Origin of the sequence: Mesorhizobium sp. WSM4308, from assembly GCF_002294905.1 — a bacterium.
GTDB lineage: Bacteria > Pseudomonadota > Alphaproteobacteria > Rhizobiales > Rhizobiaceae > Mesorhizobium.
In genome coordinates, this window is the sequence record NZ_NSFW01000016.1 from 84,204 (window position 1) to 105,925 (window position 21,722).

General features: G+C 63.4%; 20 protein-coding genes and 1 pseudogene. 9 read left to right on the forward strand and 12 right to left on the reverse strand.

Annotated elements, in window-relative coordinates; translation table 11 throughout:
* Positions 1-17 precede the first annotated feature (17 nt).
* Both CK227_RS26755 and CK227_RS26760 read left to right on the forward strand, forming a co-directional pair.
* Positions 18-1,103, forward strand: coding sequence for a Gfo/Idh/MocA family oxidoreductase (locus tag CK227_RS26755; protein ID WP_095774967.1), 1,086 nt, complete (start codon positions 18-20; stop codon positions 1,101-1,103).
* Between the two features lie 114 nt (positions 1,104-1,217).
* Entirely contained in the window at positions 1,218-3,245 is a 2,028-nt protein-coding gene (locus CK227_RS26760; protein WP_095774968.1) for an amidase, read from the forward strand.
* Positions 3,246-3,311: 66 nt separating this feature from the next.
* On the opposite strand, the pseudogene CK227_RS37460 reads toward CK227_RS26760, so the two are convergent.
* From CK227_RS37460 to CK227_RS26780, 4 genes and pseudogenes are all read right to left on the reverse strand, one after another.
* Positions 3,312-3,611 (reverse strand): annotated as a pseudogene (locus CK227_RS37460) (CatB-related O-acetyltransferase); the annotation flags it as partial.
* A gap of 324 nt (positions 3,612-3,935) precedes the next feature.
* The gene (locus CK227_RS26770; RefSeq protein WP_095774970.1) at positions 3,936-4,283 is read right to left on the reverse strand and encodes a hypothetical protein; all 348 of its coding nucleotides are present in this window, start codon (positions 4,281-4,283) and stop codon (positions 3,936-3,938) included.
* Between the two features lie 62 nt (positions 4,284-4,345).
* A complete protein-coding gene (locus CK227_RS26775) occupies positions 4,346-4,993 on the reverse strand; it encodes a ThuA domain-containing protein (protein WP_095774971.1) in 648 nt (215 codons plus the stop codon).
* Positions 4,994-5,046: 53 nt separating this feature from the next.
* Positions 5,047-6,069, reverse strand: coding sequence for an LLM class flavin-dependent oxidoreductase (locus tag CK227_RS26780; protein WP_095774972.1), 1,023 nt, complete (start codon positions 6,067-6,069; stop codon positions 5,047-5,049).
* 105 nt (positions 6,070-6,174) lie between these two features.
* Here CK227_RS26780 and CK227_RS26785 point away from each other — a divergent pair, with 105 nt between their 5' ends.
* A complete protein-coding gene (locus CK227_RS26785) occupies positions 6,175-7,272 on the forward strand; it encodes a CaiB/BaiF CoA-transferase family protein (RefSeq protein ID WP_095774973.1) in 1,098 nt (365 codons plus the stop codon).
* A gap of 80 nt (positions 7,273-7,352) precedes the next feature.
* Here the strand turns inward: CK227_RS26785 and CK227_RS26790 are convergent, their stop codons facing one another.
* The 7 genes from CK227_RS26790 to CK227_RS26820 form a co-directional block, all read right to left on the reverse strand.
* Complete coding sequence (locus CK227_RS26790; RefSeq protein WP_095775050.1) at positions 7,353-7,628, reverse strand: hypothetical protein; 276 nt, start codon at positions 7,626-7,628, stop codon at positions 7,353-7,355.
* Positions 7,629-7,772: 144 nt separating this feature from the next.
* Positions 7,773-9,269 carry an aldehyde dehydrogenase family protein gene (locus tag CK227_RS26795; RefSeq protein ID WP_095774974.1) on the reverse strand — a complete coding sequence of 499 codons (1,497 nt, stop codon included), beginning with the start codon at positions 9,267-9,269 and terminating at the stop codon, positions 7,773-7,775.
* A 112-nt stretch (positions 9,270-9,381) separates the two neighbouring features.
* The gene (locus CK227_RS26800) at positions 9,382-10,581 is read right to left on the reverse strand and encodes a mandelate racemase/muconate lactonizing enzyme family protein (protein WP_095774975.1); all 1,200 of its coding nucleotides are present in this window, start codon (positions 10,579-10,581) and stop codon (positions 9,382-9,384) included.
* A 9-nt stretch (positions 10,582-10,590) separates the two neighbouring features.
* Positions 10,591-10,917 (reverse strand): NIPSNAP family protein, encoded by a 327-nt coding sequence (locus CK227_RS26805; protein ID WP_095775051.1) that lies wholly within the window; start codon positions 10,915-10,917, stop codon positions 10,591-10,593.
* Between the two features lie 104 nt (positions 10,918-11,021).
* Positions 11,022-12,380: a mandelate racemase/muconate lactonizing enzyme family protein gene (locus CK227_RS26810; protein ID WP_095774976.1), complete on the reverse strand. Its 1,359-nt coding sequence runs from the start codon at positions 12,378-12,380 to the stop codon at positions 11,022-11,024.
* Between the two features lie 61 nt (positions 12,381-12,441).
* Positions 12,442-13,608: a mandelate racemase/muconate lactonizing enzyme family protein gene (locus CK227_RS26815; protein WP_095774977.1), complete on the reverse strand. Its 1,167-nt coding sequence runs from the start codon at positions 13,606-13,608 to the stop codon at positions 12,442-12,444.
* Positions 13,609-13,663: 55 nt separating this feature from the next.
* Positions 13,664-14,374, reverse strand: a complete 711-nt coding sequence (locus CK227_RS26820) for a GntR family transcriptional regulator (RefSeq protein ID WP_095775052.1) — start codon at positions 14,372-14,374, stop codon at positions 13,664-13,666.
* Between the two features lie 213 nt (positions 14,375-14,587).
* Between CK227_RS26820 and CK227_RS26825 the strand changes: the two genes are divergently transcribed.
* The 6 genes from CK227_RS26825 (at position 14,588) to CK227_RS26850 (ending at position 21,061) form a co-directional block, all read left to right on the forward strand.
* Complete coding sequence (locus tag CK227_RS26825; protein ID WP_095774978.1) at positions 14,588-16,066, forward strand: sugar ABC transporter substrate-binding protein; 1,479 nt, start codon at positions 14,588-14,590, stop codon at positions 16,064-16,066.
* A 77-nt stretch (positions 16,067-16,143) separates the two neighbouring features.
* The gene (locus tag CK227_RS26830) at positions 16,144-17,103 is read left to right on the forward strand and encodes a sugar ABC transporter permease (protein ID WP_095774979.1); all 960 of its coding nucleotides are present in this window, start codon (positions 16,144-16,146) and stop codon (positions 17,101-17,103) included.
* On the forward strand, positions 17,100-17,990 hold the full coding sequence (locus tag CK227_RS26835) for a carbohydrate ABC transporter permease (protein WP_095774980.1): 891 nt from the start codon (positions 17,100-17,102) through the stop codon (positions 17,988-17,990). The genes CK227_RS26830 and CK227_RS26835 overlap by 4 nt, the downstream gene beginning before the upstream one ends.
* 10 nt (positions 17,991-18,000) lie before the next feature.
* The gene (locus tag CK227_RS26840) at positions 18,001-19,098 is read left to right on the forward strand and encodes an ABC transporter ATP-binding protein (RefSeq protein ID WP_095774981.1); all 1,098 of its coding nucleotides are present in this window, start codon (positions 18,001-18,003) and stop codon (positions 19,096-19,098) included.
* Positions 19,099-19,124: 26 nt separating this feature from the next.
* The gene (locus tag CK227_RS26845) at positions 19,125-20,288 is read left to right on the forward strand and encodes a mandelate racemase/muconate lactonizing enzyme family protein (protein ID WP_095774982.1); all 1,164 of its coding nucleotides are present in this window, start codon (positions 19,125-19,127) and stop codon (positions 20,286-20,288) included.
* A gap of 23 nt (positions 20,289-20,311) precedes the next feature.
* The gene (locus tag CK227_RS26850; protein ID WP_095774983.1) at positions 20,312-21,061 is read left to right on the forward strand and encodes a ribonuclease activity regulator RraA; all 750 of its coding nucleotides are present in this window, start codon (positions 20,312-20,314) and stop codon (positions 21,059-21,061) included.
* Between the two features lie 102 nt (positions 21,062-21,163).
* On the opposite strand, the gene CK227_RS26855 is transcribed toward CK227_RS26850, so the two are convergent.
* On the reverse strand, positions 21,164-21,718 hold the full coding sequence (locus CK227_RS26855) for a flavin reductase family protein (RefSeq protein WP_245318270.1): 555 nt from the start codon (positions 21,716-21,718) through the stop codon (positions 21,164-21,166).
* Positions 21,719-21,722: the final 4 nt, after the last annotated feature.

The window sequence follows — 21,722 nt, forward strand, 5'->3', positions numbered from 1 at the left end:
ATCAAGGGAGTTTGAGAGTGGCGCCACTTCGTGTCGGGCTTGTGGGTCTTGGAGAGGTCGCGCAGTCGATCCATCTGCCCGTTCTGGCTGACCAGCGCGACCGCTGGATAATCGCGGGCGTCTACGACGTCTCGCCAAGCCTGGTGGCGCTCATCACATCCGAATATGCCGCGAGAGCCTTCGACACGGCCGAGGCGCTGATCAATTCACCCGACATCGACGTCGTCTTCGTGCTGTCGTCGGACGACACCCACAGCCGCTTCGTGCGCGCCGCCATGCAAGCCGACAAGCACATCCTGCTCGAGAAGCCCGCTTGTCTCACGGTGCGCGAGATCGACGAGCTGCTGGCGCTGATGCCGGCCTACGGGAAGACCCTGTTCGTCGGCTACATGCGCCGCTATGCGCCGGCCTATCTCCAGGCGAGAGACGAATTGCCTGATCATGCCGACATCACCCATGTCCGCATCTTCGACCTGATTTCGGAGGGCCGGCATTTCCTGAAGAACAGCCAGAACATCCTCTACCCCGACGACATCGACCCTGCCCTGCTGGCGCGCGGCGCCAGGGAGCGGGACGCGCTGATCCGCGAGGTTGTCGGCACCGACGCGCCGGCCGACCTGGTGCGCGCCTATCGCGGGCTGACGGCGCTGTCCTCGCACCACATCTCGGCGATGCGCGGGCTCATTGGCGAGCCCAAGGGCGTGGTTGCCGCGCACCGCACCAATGGCGGCGCCAACACGTCGGTCACCTTCGACTACGGCCATTTCGCTTGCCTCTATGACGCGGTGGTCGACGATCTCGGCCTGTTCGACGCCATGATCGAAGTGCGCTCCAACACCAGGCGCGTGCGTATCATCTACGACACGCCTTACATCCGCAGCCTGCCGACCCGGCTGGAGGTCACCGAAGCCGGCCCATTCGGCCCGGTGACGAAAAGCTTCGGGCCGCTTTACGGCGATGCTTTCTCCAACGAGTTGGAGATTTTCCATCGGCATATCATCGAGGGCACCAAGCCGCTGACCGACCTCGCCGATTCCCGCCGCGACCTGGCGCTGATGGCCGCGATCATCGAGCGCATGAAGGAGAGCGGCGGAGACGCCTGAGCACTGTCGGCAAGGCAGGAAAAACCACGTTCCGACAAAGATTGACTGCTGGCCCTTGCCGAAGCCGGCGGGCTCGCTCATCCATGGCATACAGATAACAGCCTGGGACCCGTGATGACCGATGCCAGCCTTCATCTCGTCGAAGCGACGATCCATCAACTGCGCCGCGCCCTCGATGACGGCACGGTCACCAGCGTCGAGCTGGTCGCGGCGTATCTCAGGCGGATCGCGCATTTCGACCGGCATGGCGTCAGCCTCAACGCCGTCCCCGTGCTCAATCCGTCCATGTTCGAAGAAGCAGCGGCTTCCGACCAGCGGCGGCGCAACAATACCTTGCTCGGGCCGCTCGACGGCATCCCCTACACCGCCAAGGACAGCTACAAGGTCAAAGGCCTGACGGTCGCCGCCGGCTCGCCGGCCTTCGAGCACCTGGTCGCCAATGAGGACGCCTTCACCATCGCCCGGCTGCGCGCCGGCGGCGCGGTGCTGATCGGCCTCACCAACATGCCACCGATGGCCAATGGCGGCATGCAGCGCGGCGTCTATGGCCGCGCCGAAAGCCCCTACAATGCCGATTACCTGACCGCCGCCTTCGCCTCGGGGTCGTCCAACGGGTCCGGCACCGCAACGGCCGCCAGCTTCTGCGCCTTCGGGCTCGGCGAGGAGACCTGGTCGTCCGGCCGGGCGCCGGCCACCAACAATGCGCTGGTCGCCTACACGCCGTCGCGCGGCGTCATTTCCGTGCGCGGCAACTGGCCATTGGTACCGACCATGGATGTCGTGGTGCCGCACACGCGGACCATGCCTGACATGCTCGAACTGCTCGACGTGACCGTCGCCGACGACCCGCAGACGCGCGGCGATTTCTGGCGTGCGCAGCCTTGGGTCGCGCTGCCGAAAAGCTCTCAAGTGCGGCCGCAGCGCTATGCCGATCTGGTGCTTGCAGGCTCACTGAAAGGCAAGCGGCTCGGCGTGCCGAAAATGTATATCGGCCGCGACAGCGAGGCCGATAAACCGATCGAAACCCGTGCCTCGGTGCTCGCCCTGTGGGGACAGGCGGCGGCCGACCTCGAACGGCTTGGCGCCGAAGTGGTCGAAGTCGATTTCCCCGTCGTCTCCAACTACGAGCGCGACCGTCCCGGCGCCCGCACCATGGTCGAGCGCGGGCTGGTGCCGCCGGATTTCGCCGACCGCGAAATCTGGGATCTCTGCATCTGGGGCTGGGACGATTTCCTGCGCGCCAACGCCGACCCGGCCCTGCACGATCTCGCTTCGGTCGATGGCCCGAAGATCTTCCCGCAGCCGCCCGGCACGCTGCCCGACCGCTATGAGGACGGCTTCGACCTGGCGGACTATGTCGAACGCGCCAAATCCGGCGTCACGCCCTTCAGGGACATCCCAACGCTTGAAGACGGCCTGAAAGGGCTGGAAGCGACACGGCGGATCGATTTCGAGGACTGGCTCGACGCGCAAGGCATCGACGCCGTGGTGCTGCCAGCCGCCGCCGATGTCGGCCCGGCCAACGCCGACATTAACGAGGCGTCGGCGGACCTTGCCTGGCGCAACGGCACCTGGGTCGCCAACGGCAATCTTGTCTGGCGCCATTTCGGCATCCCGACCGTCACCGTGCCGATGGGCACGATGGCCGACATCGGCATGCCGGTCGGCCTGACCTTCGCCGGCAAGGCCTATGACGATGAAAATCTGCTGCGCATGGCCGGCGATTTCGAGCGCGCCACCCAGCGCCGCACAAGCCCGCCACGCACGCCCGAGCTGACCGACGATGTGTTTTCAGGACGGAGCGCCAAGGCCGGTGGCAGCGCGGCGCCGCGACTTGCCATCGCGCTCGCTGCTGAGACGCGCAGGTCCGGAGATCAGGACGATATCACAGTTACGCTCGACCTGCCTGTTGAGCCAACCGAAGCCAAAGACGCCGACGTCAAAGTCCATGTCAACGGAGAGCCGGTCGCGATGCAGCGGGCCGGGGCGCGCTTCAGCGGGCGTGCACTCGTGCCGGCCGCCGAGCATCAGCGCCTCCACAGCGTCTGGCGCGGCTCCTATGGCTCGATCGTGACAGTGGTGGTGCGGTTGGAGGATGGACGCACCGCCGGCGCCTATGTGATCACGGGAGGAATTGAGTGAGGGCATGATGTGCCGTTCGGCACAAGCGGAAAGCAGTTCCATGGATTCTGGATTGACGCCGTTGGGCTATGATGCGCGGTTGGCGGCGATGAAGGCATCAATGGATCCATAGAAGGTCGGCAGGTCGGCCTTGATCCTCTCGTCGCTCCATTCCCACCAGCGTATAGCGAGCAAACTCGCGATCTGGTCATCGGTAAACCTGTTCCGGATGAACCTGGCAGGATTTCCCGCCACGACCGCGTAGGGCGCCACGTCCTTGGTGACGACCGAGCCGGCTCCGACAACGGCACCGTCTCCAATGGTTATTCCCGGCAGGATGATTGCGCGTCGACCAATCCATACGTCGTTGCCGATTTTTGTCGGCCCGTTGACCACCAGATCATCATATGCCGCGATCGAATTTGTCATGTGAACTTCGAATGGAAAAGTCGAGACAAAGTGCGTCGGATGATTGGCACGACAAAGGAATAGCGTCTCCTCCGCAATGGAGCAGAACGCTCCTATTTCAAGCGGTGAGGTCTCGTCACAGCCATAAATATTGCTGGGCTTTGTGTAGAAGAGCGTTCTTCGCCCGATCGATGCGTGCTGCGGTATGTTTTCCGGCTTTGGCGCTCGTCGAAGACCGAGCATGGTTCGAAGTCTTCTTGCAAATCCCATTTTTTCCAAGCCATGGTTGGTCTTGACCGGCCGTCACGGAAAGCTGGCCGAGCGACTCGCCACAAAGGCCAAGTCCCGCTGAATGACGTCTCGTTTGTCCTGCGACAAGCCGACAAGCAGCTTTTCATCGAGATAACCTGCGCGAATGAGCTGCGCAAACACGTAGAGAAGCTGGGAATAGCGGTAATCGAACGTCCGATCGATGTCCCGCCGCCGTTCGCGCAAATAGTCTTCCAGCTCCCACATCTCGGAGGGCTGCGTCACCGCACCGGCCTTGCTTTTGAATTCGGCCATCGTCTTTGCGAGGGCCGTCTCAAGAGCCGTATCGAAGGCATGGCGCGCGAGCTTCTTCTCGGATGTGGACCAGTTGAAATCACTCATTGGATATCTCCGTAGATGTCCCAGCGAATTCGGCCCAGATTTTCACGGGATTTCGCGTGCCGCTACCCCCGCGCCGCCCAAAGCAAACCACGCTCGACAATGAGCGCCATTTCCGGCACCGCGAACTCGTCCGCGGTGTGCCCAAGTGAACTGTAGAAAACCTTTCCCGCGCCATACCTTCGCTTCCAGACCACCGGCATGACGACACCATCGATGCCCGGAAAATGCGCGTCGCTGAAAGTGGTCGTCGCCAGCACCTCGTTGCTGGGGTCGACATGCAAGTAATACTGCTCCGACCGGTAGGCGAAATCACCGACGCCTCTGGTGATCGGGTCGTCGGGCTGTGTGATCACCACCTGATAATCGATGATGTTGCCGGGGTGCGCGACCCATTGGCCGCCGGTCATGAACTGGTAGTCGGGCTCGTTGCGGAAGCTGTCGCCCATCGTGCCGTGGAAGCCGCCGAGGCCTGTTCCCCCGCGAACCGCGGCGGTCAGATTCTGCAGCTCGGCCTTTTCGATCGTCGACATGGTGATGGCAGGCACGATGAGATCGAAGGAAGACAGTTCCGGATCGGCGAACATCGCCGTGCCCTGGCCCAGCGTGACATCGAACCCGTTGCGCTGAAGCAGTGCGCGGATGACGTTGGCGCTGCGTTCGGGCGTGTGGCCTTCCCAACCACCCCAGGCAATCAAAGCCTTCTTCGCCATGCCGTGAACCTCCTGAATCGCCAACCGCGATCGATGGTTACATGGCGCGGCCGTCAGCGCCAGCCCAGGGCCGGCGCGACATGGGTTAGGATCGCCTCGATGACGTGGGCGTTGTAGTCGACGCCGAGCTGGTTGGGTACGGTCAGCAGCAGCGTGTCGGCCTCGGCGATCGCCTCGTCCTGCGCCAGCTCCTTTATCAGCACGTCAGGCTCGGCGGCGTAGCTGCGGCCAAAGATCGCTCGCGTATTTTCCTCGATGAAACCGATCTGGTCGCGGCTTTCATTGCCGCGGCCGAAATAGGCGCGGTCGCGGTCGTCGACCAGCGCGAAGATGCTGCGGCTGACCGAGACGCGTGGTTCACGCGCGTGCCCGGCCGCTTTCCACGCCTCGCGATAGATCCGGATCTGTTCGGCCTGCTGGATGTGGAAGGGCTTGCCGCTTTCGTCGAATTTGAGCGTCGAGCTCTGCAGATTCATGCCGAGCTTGGCCGCCCATTCCGAAGTGGCGTTGGTGGCCGCGCCCCACCAGATACGCTCGCGCAGACCTTCCGAATGCGGCTCGAGCCGAAGCAGGCCGGGCGGGTTGGGGAACATCGGCCGTGGATTGGGTTGCGCGAACCCCTCGCCGCGCAGCGTGTCGAGAAAGACCTCGGCGTGATGCCGCGCCATGTCGGCGTCGCTTTTGCCTTCCTGCGGCTGGTAGCCGAAATAGCGCCAGCCATCGATCACCTGCTCTGGCGAGCCACGGCTGATGCCAAGCTGCAGCCGCCCGCCGGCGATGATGTCGGCGGCACCGGCATCCTCGGCCATGTAGAGCGGATTCTCATAGCGCATGTCGATGACCGCCGTGCCGATCTCGATGCGGCTGGTCTTGGCGCCCACAGCAGCCAACAGCGGGAACGGCGAAGCGAGCTGGCGGGCGAAATGATGCACCCGGAAATAGGCGCCGTCGGCTCCGAGCTGCTCGGCCGCGACGGCGAGATCGATGGATTGCAGCAGCGCGTCGGACGCCGAGCGCACCTGCGATTGCGACGAGGGCGTCCAGTGCCCGAATGACAGAAAACCGATTTTTTTCATGGCCCTGAAGTATATGCGAGCGGCACTTGCTTCAATGCCAAAACAGCGGGGTTACACACCGTCACCTTGCGCCGTACTCTGGGCCTGAACGCCGTGGAGGGGGGAATGCTGAAAGGGACGCGAATCGTCGAGATCGAGGCGCTCGGGCCGGCGCCTTTCGCCGGCATGTTGCTCGCCGATCTCGGCGCCGATGTCATCGTCGTCCACCGCAAGCAGGCGCCCGTGCCGGGCCTGCCCGAACGCTCGCTGCTCGATCGCGGCAAGCGCTCCATCGCGCTCGATCTCCGGGATGCCGGGGATGTCGCTGTGCTGATGCGCCTCATCGCCACCGCCGAGGGCCTGATCGAGGGATTTCGGCCCGGCGTCATGGAGCGCCTCGGCCTCGGCCCGGATGCCTGCCTCGCGGCCAATCCAAGCCTGGTCTACGGCCGCATGACCGGCTGGGGCCAGGGCGGTCCCCTCGCCCGCGCCGCCGGGCATGATTTGAATTATACCGGCGTGTCCGGCGCGCTGTGGTACGCCTCCTTGCCGGGCGAGCCGCCGATGGCGCCGCCGACGCTCACCGGCGACATAGGCGGCGGCGCGCTTTACCTGGTGATCGGCATGCTGGCCGCCATCATGAGCGCGCGTGCCGGCGGCCAGGGCACGGTGGTCGACGCGGCCATCGTCGACGGCTCGGCCCACATGATGAACCTGCTGATGGGGCTCGGCCAGTCCGGCGGGCTCGTCGCCGAACGCGGCCAAAGCCTTCTCGACGGCCCGCACTGGTGCCGCGTCTATCGCAGCGCCGACGGCGGTTTCATCAGCGTCCAGTGCCTCGAGCCGAAATTCTATACGCTGTTTCTCGACAGGCTCGGCCTCGCCGCCGATCCGCAATTCTCCAAGCAATTCGACCGTGATCTCTGGCCGGAACTCGGCAGCCGGCTGGCGGCGATCTTTGCCGCAAAACCGCGCGACGAATGGACAAGCCTGTTCGAAGGCTCCGACGCCTGCGTCTCCCCGGTGCTCAATCCATGGGAAGCAGCACAGCATCCGCACATGGCCGCGCGCGGCTCGTGGCTGGCGGTGGACGGCGTCCTGCAGGCAGCCGCCGCTCCGCGCTTTTCCGGATGGGCGCAAAAGACGCCGACGATAGGTCCCGCGCGCGACGAACACGGCGACGAGATTCGCGCGGAACTGGCGGGTCCCGCTGCAAACCGTTGAAATCAGCCAGTTTCAGGCTGCTGGAGTTGCCATTGACTGCCGGGCCTGACACTGGCTTGCGCTGACCGCCAAGCGGCCAGCTACTTTCCGCAGTGATGATCGTTGATCTTGTTCAACGCGTTCGCATCCGGCCCGACCCGGTGATAGGAACAGGCGCCCGCCGCTGTCGTGAACAGCTGCTGGTCGTAGTAGCGCGGACCGCCGAACAGGAAGCCGATGAGATCGTCATCGGCGGGAACGTAGCGTTCCGGCTCGGCCTGGTGATGGCGATGTCTGGACCCGGCGGATGCCGACATTGACATGCCACAGGCCATCGCCACGGCAAGAGCGCAGATCGCAACCCGTTTCGTCGTCATCGGCAACACCCTCCTGGCCATTCGTATCTCCTATATAGGCAAAAATCACCAGCCGAACAAAGGTTCCCCCCTGCAACGGTTCGCCTGTCCCGCGATTTGCCTGCGCCGCAGCGAACCGCACAGCGCGTCAGCCCCGCACACCCGTCAGTCTGTCTGGATCCAGACAGACTTGGTCTCCAGATACTCATGCAGATGCTCGATGCCGCCCTCGCGTCCATAGCCGGACATCTTCATGCCGCCGAACGGCACCGCCGGGTCGATGGCATGGTACATGTTGACCCAGACCGAGCCGGCCTTGATGCGGCGCGCCAGCTTGTGCGCGGTGCCGAGATGCGTGGTGAAGATGCCGGCGGCGAGCCCATAGGGCGTCGCATTGGCGCGCGCCACCGCTTCGTCGAGCGTGTCGAAGGGCATCGCCGAGATGACCGGTCCGAAGATCTCTTCACGCGCAATGGTCATCTTGTCCGACACTGCACCGAAGACGGTCGGCGCGATGAAGTTGCCGCCGTCATAAAGCGCGCCCGTCAGCCGCGAGCCGCCGGCGACCAGTTTGGCGCCCTCGTCGCTGCCGGCCTTGATATAGCCCTCCACCTTGCCGGCCTGCCTGGCATTGATCAGCGGCCCGATTTCGGTTTCCGCCTCGATGCCATGGCCGATGCGCAGCCTGCCGGCGAATTCCGCGACGCGGCGCACGAACTCGTCGTGGATTTCGCGCGCCACGAACAGCCGCGAACCGGCGATGCAGATCTGCCCTGAATGCACGAACACCGCCATCGCCGCGACCGGAACGGCTTTGTCGATATCGGCGTCACGGCAGACGATGATCGGCGACTTGCCGCCGAGTTCCAGCGAAACCCGCTTGAGGTTGGCCACTCCCGCCCGCGCGATGGCTTGTCCGGTCAGCGTCGAGCCGGTGAAGACGATCTTGTTGACGTCGGGATGTTCGGCGAGCCGCGCCCCGGCCTCCGCCCCGGTGCCGGTGACGATGTTGACGACGCCGTCGGGCACGCCGGCTTCCTGCATCAGACGCGCGATCAGCAACGGCGTCAGCGACGCCTCCTCCGAGGGCTTCAGCACGATGGTGCAGCCGGTGGCCAGCGCCGGCGCGATCTTCCAGATCGAAGCGGCGGTCGGCGCGTTCCAGGGAATGATCGCGCCGACGACGCCGACCGGCTCGCGCCTCGTGAAGGAGACGATCTCGCCAGGGATCGAGTTGTCGATCGCCTCGCCATGCAGCGCCGTCGCCATGCCGCCATAGAAGCGCAGCATGCCGATGACACGGCGCCGGTTGGCCAGCGTGCGGGTGATCGGCAGCCCCATGTCGAGCGTGTCGGAAACGCTGAGCTCTTCCCAATGCGTCTCGAACAGGTCGGCGATGCGCAACAGCACGCATTGTCGCTCATAGGGCGAGAATTTCGACCACGGCCCTTCGAAGGCCGCGCGTGCGGCGGCCACGGCCGCGTCGACATCGGCCGCCCCGCCGCGCGGCACCGTGGCCAGCACCTCGCCTGTCGCCGGGTTCAGCGCCTGCATCTCCTCGCCGGACCGCGCCGCGACCCACTTGCCGCCGACGAACATCGGCCGGAATTCGCCATGGTAGAGCGTCGTGGCCTTCGCTCTCGGGTCGAAGTTGAGCGTCATCTCTTCCTCCTCACGAACTCCGCCGCGACTATTACTCCCGGCGCGGTCGACCTCAACATGGAAAGGGGAGCTTGGGCTGCATGCCGGCGACGTTGAGCGAAAGAAGGATGGTTCAGTCGAAGAAGCCCGCATCCTCTTCGCTGAGATACTTCCTGGCCGCTTCGGCGTCGATATCGAGCCCCAGGCCCGGCGCTTCCAGCAGGTCCACCATGCTGTCCTTGACGATCTGCGCCGGCAGGCCGATCACCAGATCCTCCCACCACGGGTCAGAGGCGCTGGGATATTCGAATGCGACGTAATTTGCCGGCAAGGTGGCGCAGACATTGATCAGCGCGCCGAGGCCGAGCAGGCCGTTCGCGGTGCCGTGCGGCGCCATCAGGATCGAGTGCATATAGGCGTGCTCGGCAACCCATTTGAGCTCGGCAATGCCGCCGATATCGGCCGGGTCCGGACCGATCACCCGCACCGCCTGCGTCTCGATCAGTTCCTTGAAATTGTGCCTGAGGTAGATCTGCTCGCCGGTATGGATCGGCGTCGATGTGGAGGTGGTCAGCTCGCGATAGGCCTGCGGATTGACCCATGGCACATAGTCGCCGGTCAGCATGTCCTCGAGCCACATCAGATTGTACTTCTCGACCGCGCGGGCGAACTTGATCGCATCGGGCAGCATCCAGCCCGGGCCGCAGTCGAGCGCCAGGCTGACCTTGTCGCCCAGCACCTCCTTCATCGCGATCACGCAGTCGAGCATGTGATTGAAGCCGCGCTCGCTGATCACGCCCTGATCCATGGCGCCGTGATAGCCGGCCTTCTTCTGCGTCACACCGTAGTGGAAGCCCTCGATGCTGTCCTTCATGTTGGAATGGAACGAGATTCCCTGCTTGATCATGAAGAAATTCTGCGGCTGCTCCATCATCCATTTGGCGTCGGCGGCGTAATCCTCCGGCCGGTCGCCGGCGCGCTTGCGGCGGATCGAGCCGTTGTAGACGCGTACCTTGTCGCGCACCTTGCCGCCGAGCAGCTTGTAGACCGGCACGCCCGCCGCCTTGCCGGCGATGTCCCACAAGGCGTGCTCGATGGCGGAGACGGCGGCGCCATAGGGCTTGAACGAGCCGCGCTGGCGGATCTTCAGCATCACCCGCTCGACGTCGGTCGGATCCTCGCCGATCAGCGCCTCGCGGAAATGCAGCACGAAGGGCTTGAGATAGGTCTTTGTGAACTCGACTTCGCCCAGACCGTAGAGACCCTCGTCAGTGACGACGCGAACGATGGGATGCCGCCCGATGACGGCGCAGCGCAGGTCGGTGATCTTCATGGCGCAGTCCTAGTTCACAGACGAGAAAGCTGTCGGCGTGAGCAGCTGGCTGCTGATATTGGCAATGATCTGCCCGTCGCGCTCAGACTCGTCCCGGGCCCTGTGCCATGTCGGATCGGTGACGAAAGCCGACCATTTCGCCTCACGCTCGGCCAGCGATTCCCAGGCGAGGAAATAGGTGAGGCGATTGCTGTTTTCGCCGATCGCCGTGGTGAAAAACCCGGCTTGGCGGATGCCATGCCTCTCCCAGATGGCCAGCGTTTGGTCGGAAAAGCGCTTGAGCAAAGCCGGCAACCTGCCCGGCAGGCAGTCATAGATACGCAGTTCGTAGATCATGGTTTCGTCCGTTTCTTTCTTCGCCTCTCCCTTGGGCGAGGTCGACACGAATGGTCGGTTGTTGGCCCCGTGAGCCTGGCGGGAATGATGGCAGGGGGTCTGGGCTAACTCCAGGTCCGGTCCCAGCTATATTCATTGTTCCAATGCTCGGTGGATTGCCATATCCCCGTGACACCGGGCTGCAGATGCTGGCTGATCACCTCGTCGACCACATCGTCTATGCCCAGCCCCGGTCTGTCGGGCACGGTGATGAAGCCGTCCTTGACGAGCGGCTTGGGCAGGCCGGTGACGATATCGTCCCACCAGTCGACATCGGCGGAATGGTATTCGAGCGCCATGAAGTTCTCGGTCGCGGTGGCGACATGCGCGGCGGCCATCGCGGCGATCGGGCTTTCGGCCATATGGATGGCCATGGCGACGCCGTGATCCTGCGCCATGTCGCCGATCTTCTTGGTCTCGAGAATACCCCCGCTGGTAAGCAGGTCCGGGTGGATGACGGAAAGGCCGCCGCTCTTGAGCAGCGGCTCGAAGCCCTCCTTGAGATAGATGTCCTCGCCGGTGCAGATCGGCACCGTGGTGGCCCCCTGCAACTGCCGGTACTGCTCGGTGTGTTGCCAGGGGATCACATCCTCCAGCCAGGCTGGAACGTATTTCTCGATACGGCGCGACAGGCGTATGCCGTCCTGCAGCGAGATGTGGCCGACATGGTCGATGGCGAGCGGGATCTCGTATCCGATCACCTCGCGAACCTCGTGGATGTACTGCTCGAGCAGGTCGATCCCCTTTTCGGTGAAATGCAGGCCGGTGAACGGGTGCTGCACGTTCTGCGCGTCGTAGGCGAGATTGCGGGCCTTGCGCTCTTCGAGCGTGCCGCCACGGCCGCGCGGATTGGCATGAAATCCTTCGAGCGCGCCGGCGGGCGCGGACACGGCGCCCGGGACATGGGCGATCTGCATCAAGCCCAGGTCCATCTTGAGGAAGGTGAAACCGCGGTCCATGCGCTGCTTGAGGCGCTTTCCGGTTTCGGTGCCGCTCGGTTTCTCGGCATCGGTATCGCAATAGACGCGCACCTGATCGCGGAACTTGCCGCCGAGCATCTGGTAGATGGGGACGCCATAGGCCTTGCCTGCGAGATCCCACAACGCGATCTCGACCGCCGAGACGCCGCCGCCTTGCCGGCCGTGACCGCCGAACTGCTTGATGCGGCGAAACAGGCGATCGATGTCGCAAGGGTTCTCGCCAAGCAGCCGGCTCTTCAGCATCAGCGCGTAGGTGGCGCTGGCGCCGTCACGCACCTCGCCGAGCCCGACGATGCCCTGGTTGGTATAGATCTTGAGCAGCGCCGAGGTGAACGGCGCGCCGACGATTTCGGCCACCCGCATGTCGGTGATGCGAAGGTCGGATGGCTTGGAATTCGTGTTGACCCGATTGAGAGCCTCGCCGGCTCCACCCGTTTTTGGCATGATTTGTCCTCGTTCTGGTCGGGGGCTTGTCGCCCCAGGCGCGTGCCGAAGTTGAGCCTTGCTAGCTCAGCTCGATCTCATGGGCTTGCAGGTAGTCGCGGTTCATCTCGACACCGAGACCAGGCTTCGACGTCAGCTTGAGGCTGCCGTTCGAAACATCGAGCGGTCTGTCGATGAGGTGATCGTATTTGCCCAGGTTCCACTCCGACGTTTCGAGCTTGTAGAAGTTCGGAACGGTCATCATCACCTGCGCCCCCGCGACCACGTTGATCGGCCCCGCGGCATCGTGCGGCGAGACCGGGATGTAGTAGGCTTCGCACAGGGCGGAAATCTTCTTGAGTTCGGTAATGCCGCCGGTCCAGGTGACGTCAGGCATGATGTAGTCAGCGAGCTTGTTCTCGAGCACCGGCACGAAATCCCATTTCGTATGGCCGCGCTCGCCCCACGAGATTGGGGCGCTGACCTTGTCACGAACCTGTTTGAGCGCGTTGAGGCTTTCGGGCGGACAGGGCTCCTCGAACCAGTCGATCTGGCCGGCTTCCTCCAGGCTGCGGCAGAGGCGAATGGCGGTGGGGACGTCGAAGCGGCCATGCGCATCGATGAGGATGTCGACGTGGGGGCCTGCCGTTTCGCGGATCAGAGCCGTGAGTTCGGCTGCTTCGCGCTCGTCCTTGCGGGTCATGCTGCCATCGAGATAGCCGTCCCGCTGCTCGCGCGACAGCCCATCGGCGCCGCGGCCCTGATGCGGAAAAGGGTCGAACTTGAGCCCTGTGTGCCCGGATTCGACGATGTCGCTGATTTCGCGGACCACAGCCTCCTTGCTGGTGAATTTGGCCTGGTTGGGATGGGTGTAGAGCGCGATTTCCTCGCGCACCGGTCCACCCAGCAACTCGTAGATCGGCTTGCCGAGGACTTTGCCACGGATGTCCCAGAGGGCTATGTCGATGGCGCTCACGCATTCGACGGCGGCGCCGCGGCTGCCCATATAGGTGAAGCTGCGAAAAATCTTGTGCCACAGGTGCTCTATGCGCGCCGGATCCTCGCCGGTCACGGCGGCGCCGATCAGTCGCAGGATCGTGCAGAGCGCACGGTTGGCAAGCTTTGTCGTGGTGGTGATCTCTCCCCAGCCGCTCACCCCTTCGTCGGTCGTGACTTCGACGAACAGGTACTCTCCCCAATAAGAAGCATCGGATTTGATCAGCCACGGCCGAATGCTCGTGATTTTCATCTCTCAACTACCTTTATCTGGAAGACCCGAAGAGCGGTGTTCCGGGCCGATTGCTCTACCCTGCCCGCGCGGCGTTGCGCGCGCGCATGTGTTCGAGGACATGCCGCCCGGAGCCCTCGACATGGCGCGCGATGAGTTCGGCTGCCTCGTCGGCATTTCCCGCCTTCACATGCGCGATGAGTTCGCGGTGCTCGCGAATGATCGCGGCACGCCGGGCGAGCGTGAAATTGAAACGCCGGCTCACGGCGCGCAGCACTTCGCGATGCTTCCACCAAAGCTCGGCGGCATGGCGGTTGTAGTGCCGCTGGTACATCACGGTGTGAAAGGCGGTGTCCAGCTCGCTGTGCCTGAACGTGTCGGCGAAGTTGTTCTCTTCGATCAGACCTTGAAGACGTTCGAGTTCGGCGATGTCCTCGTCGGTGGCCATGCTCACGAACCATCGCGTCAGGGCCGGCTCGATCAGCACACCGATCTCGTAGATATCGCGGACAAAATCCTGGTCTATGGGCCGCACGCGCGCCCCGCGATTGGGGAGAAAGGTGACAAAGCCTTCCCCACGCAGCAGTTGCAGGGCCTCGCGCACGGGATTGGTCGAGGTGCCGTGACGCCGGGCCAGATCGGTGACCACAAGCCGCTCGTTGGCGGCGAGCCGGCCCTCGATTATGTCCTCCCTGATCAGCTCATAAAGCGAGGCGCCCTCGCTCGAGGCCCCAAGAGGATCGATCCCCTCGGGTGGCTCTGCTTTGAATTCCCGCGTTTCGGCCAAGGCCGGTTCCCCTTCCATGAATACACGACTTTTTCGATATCACGCACGATTTCCATAAACAATGTACGATTTGTTGCGTTGACAGCCAATCTGCGATCTGAAAACGTGTAAAGCGCTCGAAGGGATACATTTGAGGAGATGTCCCCGCGGTCGACGAATAAAGCCGCTCGCCTCGATGCAGAGCGGCATGGGAGAGAAACCTGGAGGATACCTATGACGAGGTTCACACTCGGCGGTGCCGTCCTGCGCGGCACTGTCTCCACTGCATTAATCGCATCGTTGATGTCCGCACCGGTTCTGGCTGCTCCGCCGGTCGACTTGAGCAAGTGGTCGCCGGAATATGTGCGCTCCATTGCGGGCACGCAGGAATTTGACACGGCGGCCGATTGCGCCAAGGTCACCCCGCTCGACTACAAGGGGCGACTGACCTTCTGGTATCAGGGCGTGTTCGAGGGCGACCCCGATCTCTTGCGCCAGTACTACAAGGATTTCTTCGAGACCTTCCGCAAGACTTATCCGAACATTCAGCTCGAGGAACAGGCCCTCACCTACAACGATCTCCTGGACAAGTTCCGCACGGCGCTCCTTGGCAATGCGGCGCCGATGGCGGTCCGCCTGCAAATCCTGGGCGGCACCGAGTTCGCTTCAAAGGGCTATCTGCAGCCGCTCAAGCCCGAGGATGTAGGGTATTCGACGGATGATTTCTGGCCCGGCGCCATGAAAGCCGTGACCTGGGATGGCGTGACCTACGGCATTCCAACCAACAATGAAACGATGGCGTTCATCTGGAATGCCGATATCTTCAAGCGCGCGGGCCTCGATCCGGACAAGGCTCCGGCAACCTGGGACGACGTCGTCAAATATTCCAAGCAGATCCACGACAAGCTCGGCATTGCCGGTTACGGCCTCGTGGCGCGCAAGAATGCCGGCAATACCCCGTATCGCTTCATGCCTCAGTTGTGGGCCTATGGCGGCGGCGTCTTCGACGAAGCCAAGGCGAACCCGACCTATCAGCAGATCGAACTCGACAGCCCGCAGAGCAAGGCGGCGCTGCAAGCCTCTTACGACATGTACGTCCGCGACAAGTCGGTTCCGGTTTCGGCGCTCACCAACCAGCAGGCCGACAACCAGCCGCTGTTCCTCGCCGGCCAGCTCGGCATGATGATCTCGCACCCGTCCGACTACAACGTCATGCTCGACCTGCAGAAGAAGGCGACCGGCACCGACAAGGACAAGGCGCAGACCGTCATCGACAACATGCGCTACGGCCTTATTCCGACCGGCCCTGACGGCAAGCGCGCGGTCGTGTTCGGCGGCTCGAACATCCACATACTGAAGCCCGAATATGTCGAGGGCGGCAAGGTGGACGAACCGGCTGCGAAGGCCATCATCTGCATGTGGACCAGCCCGGAATGGTCGCTGAAGATGGCCTATGCCGGCTCGAACCCGGGCAATCTCAACGGCTTCAAGACCAAATGGATGAAGGAGCGCCTGGACAAGATCAAGTTCCTCGATGTCACCACCTCGATGCTGCCATACGGCATCCCGTTCCCGGCGCTGCCGCAATCTCCCGAGATCATGAACATCATCATCCCGGACATGCTGCAGAATGCCCTGACCGGAGCGATGACCGTCGATCAGGCAGCGGACGACGCGGCCAAGAAGGTGAGAGACCTGATGGGCGGACTCTAGTCCGAGCCTGACCTGCGATCTTGGCCGGCTGCTCCGAGGGTCAGCCGGTTCGTTCCGAAGAACAAGGGCACGCCAAAGTGACGATCGTGACCGGCAAGGCCGAGGCTCGCCGAAGATTGCAACCCGGTGGAGCCGGCGTGCTGCGCAAGATCTGGGAGCATCGCGCCGACTACGCGTACGTGCTGCCCGCGATCGCCGTGATGCTCGTCGTCATCGCCTATCCGATCTACTACACGATCGAGCTGTCGTTCTTTAATACGCCGCCTGGCCTGCAGCTTCGCGACAAGACCTTCATCGGCTTCAACAACTACACCGCCATCCTCACCAGCGCGGTGTTCTGGAAGGTCACCTGGAACACGCTGATCTGGACTGTGGGATCCACCGTCATCTCCTTCGTCCTGGGGTTTGCCGCCGCGCTGGCGCTCCACCGCGACTTTTTCGGCCGTGGTGTCCTGCGCGCCATTCTGATCATTCCCTGGGTCATCAGCGCGGTCGCCGCCTCCTATATCTGGAAGTGGATCTACCACTCGGACTTCGGCATCATCGGCGCGGTGCTGGTCGGCCTCGGATTGGCCGACCGGCCGCCGAATTTCATCGACAGCGTCTCAACGGTGCTGCCCTCCCTGATCGTCGTCAACATCTGGCGCGAATTTCCGTTTGCCATGATCATGATGATGGCAGGCCTGCAGACGGTTCCCGAGCAGCTGCTGCGCGCCGCAAAGGTCGACGGAGCCAATGCGTGGCAGCGCTTCTGGCACGTCACCTTCCCGCATTTGAGCAATGTCTCGACAGTGACGATCCTGCTGCTGGCAGTCGCCAACTTCAACTCCTTCATCATCCCCTGGATCATGACCGGCGGCGGGCCGTCGAACGCATCGCATATCTGGATCACCCACATCTATGAGCTCGCCTTCGGCCGGCAGCGCTGGGGGGTGGCATCGGCCTATTCGGTGCTGCTGTTCATCATCCTGATGACGTTGGGCTACTTCTACGTCCGCGCGCTAAGTGGCAACGACCGCAAGGATGGGGGCGCATGAGCACGATTGCCGAGACTCCTCCTCGAGGCCAGGCCCCTCGCCGCATGCGCATAGACGGATGGCGCTGGGGCGGGCGCATCTTCCTCGTGTTCATGCTGCTTTACACAGCGTTGCCGATGGCCTGGATGCTGATCACCTCGATCAAGTCCGGCTTCGCCGCGATGCAATTCCCGCCGCAATGGTGGCCTGACCAACCGACCCTCGCCAGCTACCAGAAGCTGCTCGATCCGCAGAACAGTGTCGGCCAGGACTTCCTCCGCTTCTTCTGGAACAGCCTTTTCGTCTCCACCGCCACGACTGTCCTTTCGGTGATCGTGGCGGTTCCCGCAGCCTACGCGTTTTCGCGCTTCACCTTCCCGGGCCGGAACTTCCTGTTCTTCACCGTCTTGCTTCGCAACATGTTCCCGGCGGTGATCTTTCTCGTGCCGCTCTTCATCCTGATGCGCGCGATCGGGCTGGTGAACACGCATGGCTCGCTCGTTCTCACCTATCTCACCTTCGGTCTGCCGCTGGCGATCTGGCTGCTCAAGGGCTTCTACGACAACATCCCGGTGCAGCTCGAACAGGCGGCGCGCATCGACGGGGCAACGCGGTTCCAGGCCTTCATCCTGATCGTCATGCCGCTCTCGACGCCGGGCATCATCGCCACGGCGATCTATTCCTTCATCGGCGCCTGGAACGAGTACATCTACGCCTACACCTTCCTCTCCAAGAACGAGCAGTTGACGCTGCCGGTCGGCATCCAGCGCTTCTTCTCGGAAAACACGACGGACTTTCCAGGCCTGATGGCAGCCAGCTTCATGATGAGCGTGCCCGTCGTGGTGCTGTTCCTCGTCCTGCAACGATACTTCGTACGCGCCCTTACAGAAGGCGCGGTCAAGCACTAGGGAGTTGCCGATGGCCCATGTGGTCCTCAAGGATCTCGTCAAGACCTATGGCGGCTTCAAAGCCGTCAACGAGGTTTCGCTGACGGTCAATGACGGCGAGTTCGTCGCGCTCGTCGGCCCCTCGGGCTGCGGCAAGACGACGACGCTCAACCTCATCGCCGGGCTGATCCCGATCACATCGGGCGACATCGTCATCGGCGACCAGGTGGTCAACGACCTCGACCCCAAGGACCGCGACATCGCAATGGTGTTCCAGAACTACGCGCTCTATCCGCAAAAGTCGGTCTACATGAACCTCGCCTTCCCGCTGCAGATGCGCAAGCTGCCCAGGGCCGAGATCGACAGGAAGGTCCGGGAAGCGGCGCGGGTACTCGACATGACGCAGTTGCTCGAGCGCAAGCCGCGCGAACTTTCGGGCGGGCAACAGCAGCGCGTGGCGCTCGGCCGCGCGCTTGTTCGAGATCCGGCGGTGTTCCTGATGGACGAACCGCTCTCCAATCTCGACGCAAAGCTGCGCGTGCAGATGCGGTCCGAAATCAAGCGGTTCCATCAGGACCTCAAGGCGACGATCGTCTATGTGACGCACGACCAGCTCGAGGCCGTGACCATGGCGGACAGGATGGCTGTGATGAACGGCGGCTATCTGCAGCAATATGATTCGCCGGCGCAGGTTTTCGCGCATCCCGCCAACATGTTCGTCGCCAGCTTCGTCGGCAGCCCGGCGATGAGCCTTATTCCGCTGGAGGCATCGACGGCAAACGGCGACACCGTCCTGAAGAGCGCGGAAGGCTGGAGCCTCCAGCTGTCGCGACGCAACGCGCGCAAGGCCCAGAGTGCGACCACCAGGAAGATCGTGCTCGGTGCGCGACACTCGACGATCAAACTCCACAAAAGCGCGGTCCCAGGCGCCATCCCGGCCAAGGCCTATACGGTGGAACCAACCGGAGACGTCACCTTCGTGCAGGCGCTGCTCTCCGGCGCCATCGTCAACATCAGCGTGTCCCCCAACATTGCCGTCAAACCTGACGAGCAGATCTGGCTCGAGTTCGACCAGGAGCGGATGCACCTGTTCGACGGCGAAACTGAAATGGCTCTCGAGGCCGCCTGAGACAGGCGTTTGGGACGCGGGCGTGGATGACGACGAAGCTCAAGATCACTGCGATCAAGCCCTACCCGGTGTGGGTGGGAACGCGCAACCAGATGCTGGTGAAGGTCGAGACCGACCAGGGCATCTTCGGCTGGGGCGAGAGTGGCTTGAGCGGCCGCGAGAGGGCCGTGACCGGCGCGGTCGAACACTATCGCGAATTCCTCATCGGCCGCGATCCCCTGCAGATCGGCCGCATCTGGCAAGAGGCCTATCGCAGCCAGTATTTTGAAGGCGGCCGCGTTTTGCAGGCGGCGATTTCCGCCATCGACATCGCGCTTCACGACATCAAGGGCAAGGCGCTGGGCGTGCCGGTCTACGAATTGCTCGGCGGCAAGCAGCGCGACCGCGTCCCCACTTTCGCCTCGACCGGAGACGAGGCCGAGGGCGATGTTGCCATCGAACGAGCCCGCGAATTGTACGAACAGGGCTGGCAGGCGATCCGCTTCTTCCCCGCCGGGCAAAGCAGCAAGGACATCTTCGAGCCGCGCGAGTCGATCGGCGTGACCGCGCGGATGCTGAACAGGGCCCGTGAGGCCCTGGGCGACGACGCGGTCCTCGGCATCGACTATCATCATCGGCTGTCGGTGGCCGAGGCGGCGAGCTTCTGCAACAAGCTCGGCCGCGGCGTGCTCGATTTCCTCGAGGAACCGATACGCGACGAAACCCCGGAAGCCTACGAATCCCTGCGCACGATGACCGACATCCCGTTCGCCATCGGCGAGGAATTTGCCAGCAAGTGGCAGTTCCTGCCCTACATCGAGCGCGGCATCCATCAGTTCAACCGACTCGATGTCTGCAATGTCGGCGGGCTCACCGAAGCGATGAAGATCGCTGGCTGGAGCGAGGCGCACTATGTCGACCTGATGCCGCACAATCCGCTCGGCCCGGTGTGCACGGCCGCGACCGTGCATCTCGCCGCCGCGGTCCCCAATTTCGCCTGGCTCGAGACCAGGGTGCCGGAAAGAAAGCTGGGTTTCGACAGTTCCGAGTTCTTCCCCGTGCAACCGCAACTCGACGGCCCCGCCTATCCGGTCGGCGATCTGCCGGGGCTCGGCGTCGAGGTCAATGAGGCGGCGATCCAGGCGCAGAGCTTCCGCTTCTGGGAAGCGCCCCACCTCAAGCGCCGCGATGGTTCTGTCACCAACTGGTAGTTCAATTTCAACCGGAGTCCACCATGACGCATACCTCCGACATCATCCGGCCGCCCAAGGACCTGATCGCGGGACTGAGGGAGATCGGTGCCGCGACCGTTGCCGGCACGCTCGGCCACATGGGCTTCCGCAATCCGCATATGGTCGGACCGGTGGCGCAGAACCACGGCAAGTCGATCGTCGGGCCGGCGCTGACACTGCAGTTCCTGCCGCAGCGGCCGGATCTCTTCAACGAGGGAGAATATGCCGATCCGGAGACGCAACTGCATCGGCATGTGCTCTATCACGCCCAGGACGGCGACGTGGTCGTGGTCGACGCGCGCGGCGACATGAGCTCGGGTGTCTTCGGCGATATGATGTCCACCTACTTCAAGGGCAGAGGCGGCGCGGGCATCGTCATCGATGGATGCATGCGCGACAGGCCCAATGTCGAGAAGCTCGACCTGCCGCTATGGCTGCGCGGCTGGACGCCGAACTATCATGTGCAGACCAGCATCTATCCCAATGCCGTCAACGTTCCGATTGCCTGCGGCGGTGTCACGGTGATCCCCGGCGACATCATCGTTGCCGACGACGACGGCGTCGTGGTGGTTCCTGTCGCAATGGCGGCAAAGGTCATCGAGGAAGCCAAGAAGCATCACGATTGGGAAGTATTCTCGCGCGAGAAGCTCCTCCAGGGCGCCCCGTTGCAACGCTATTATCCGCTGCATGACGACGCCCGCGCAGAGTACGAGGCGTGGCGCAAGACAAACGGCTTGAGGAATCCGAAGTAGCACAGGGATTACCCCCGGCGGGTGGCAGCCCTTCCGGCAGCGCGATGGCCACTCGCCATATCGTCGAGCGATATTTTGAGCCCGCCTCGCCCACAGGCGGGCTTAAAGAAAACGGGACGTATCGAGCAGCTCGGCCACGCCGTCCAGTTCCTTGTGCAGGCGATGCCAACGACGGTCGAGATAGACCAGCGAATGCGCCTCAGGAGGGACCTCGTCCGGCTGTACCTCGCCTTCCAGCAACTCCGCCGCGACCAGCGTCGCGCCCTCGATCGGCAGCAGGCCGAGCCGGCGTGCGCGAAACCAGGTCGAAACGCCGGTATAGCGCGGTTCCCCCGTGGGCAGCCGCGCCCAGGCGCCCCCGGGCGGGAAGCGTTCCGCGCCGCTCGACGCGCAGAGTTGCGCCAGGTCGATATCGGTGAAGCGGAGCAGGTGGATCACCATGGTCTCGGCCCGCAGCAGGGGCTCGGACGAGGTCGATTTCATCGACAGCGAGAAGGCGACGACCGGCGGCGCGGCACTCACCGAGATCAGCGAGGACACGGTCATCGCCACCGGTCTGTCGCCGGGGTCGGCCGTGATCACGGCGACGCCCGCCGGATGGCGGCGAAAGGCTTCGCGAAAGGCGTTGGTCATCGGATGCGGCGCGTTCATCGACATGTCT

What these genes read in the sequence shown, in the direction of transcription:
- CK227_RS26760 (WP_095774968.1), top strand. Translation starts at nt 1,218, where the DNA reads ATGACCGATGCCAGCCTTCATCTCGTCGAAGCGACGATCCATCAACTG.
- CK227_RS26770 (WP_095774970.1), bottom strand. Translation starts at nt 4,283, where the DNA reads ATGAGTGATTTCAACTGGTCCACATCCGAGAAGAAGCTCGCGCGCCAT.
- CK227_RS26775 (WP_095774971.1), bottom strand. Translation starts at nt 4,993, where the DNA reads ATGGCGAAGAAGGCTTTGATTGCCTGGGGTGGTTGGGAAGGCCACACG.
- CK227_RS26780 (WP_095774972.1), bottom strand. Translation starts at nt 6,069, where the DNA reads ATGAAAAAAATCGGTTTTCTGTCATTCGGGCACTGGACGCCCTCGTCG.
- CK227_RS26785 (WP_095774973.1), top strand. Translation starts at nt 6,175, where the DNA reads ATGCTGAAAGGGACGCGAATCGTCGAGATCGAGGCGCTCGGGCCGGCG.
- CK227_RS26790 (WP_095775050.1), bottom strand. Translation starts at nt 7,628, where the DNA reads ATGACGACGAAACGGGTTGCGATCTGCGCTCTTGCCGTGGCGATGGCC.
- CK227_RS26795 (WP_095774974.1), bottom strand. Translation starts at nt 9,269, where the DNA reads ATGACGCTCAACTTCGACCCGAGAGCGAAGGCCACGACGCTCTACCAT.
- CK227_RS26800 (WP_095774975.1), bottom strand. Translation starts at nt 10,581, where the DNA reads ATGAAGATCACCGACCTGCGCTGCGCCGTCATCGGGCGGCATCCCATC.
- CK227_RS26805 (WP_095775051.1), bottom strand. Translation starts at nt 10,917, where the DNA reads ATGATCTACGAACTGCGTATCTATGACTGCCTGCCGGGCAGGTTGCCG.
- CK227_RS26810 (WP_095774976.1), bottom strand. Translation starts at nt 12,380, where the DNA reads ATGCCAAAAACGGGTGGAGCCGGCGAGGCTCTCAATCGGGTCAACACG.
- CK227_RS26815 (WP_095774977.1), bottom strand. Translation starts at nt 13,608, where the DNA reads ATGAAAATCACGAGCATTCGGCCGTGGCTGATCAAATCCGATGCTTCT.
- CK227_RS26825 (WP_095774978.1), top strand. Translation starts at nt 14,588, where the DNA reads ATGACGAGGTTCACACTCGGCGGTGCCGTCCTGCGCGGCACTGTCTCC.
- CK227_RS26835 (WP_095774980.1), top strand. Translation starts at nt 17,100, where the DNA reads ATGAGCACGATTGCCGAGACTCCTCCTCGAGGCCAGGCCCCTCGCCGC.
- CK227_RS26840 (WP_095774981.1), top strand. Translation starts at nt 18,001, where the DNA reads ATGGCCCATGTGGTCCTCAAGGATCTCGTCAAGACCTATGGCGGCTTC.
- CK227_RS26845 (WP_095774982.1), top strand. Translation starts at nt 19,125, where the DNA reads ATGACGACGAAGCTCAAGATCACTGCGATCAAGCCCTACCCGGTGTGG.
- CK227_RS26850 (WP_095774983.1), top strand. Translation starts at nt 20,312, where the DNA reads ATGACGCATACCTCCGACATCATCCGGCCGCCCAAGGACCTGATCGCG.
- CK227_RS26855 (WP_245318270.1), bottom strand. Translation starts at nt 21,718, where the DNA reads ATGTCGATGAACGCGCCGCATCCGATGACCAACGCCTTTCGCGAAGCC.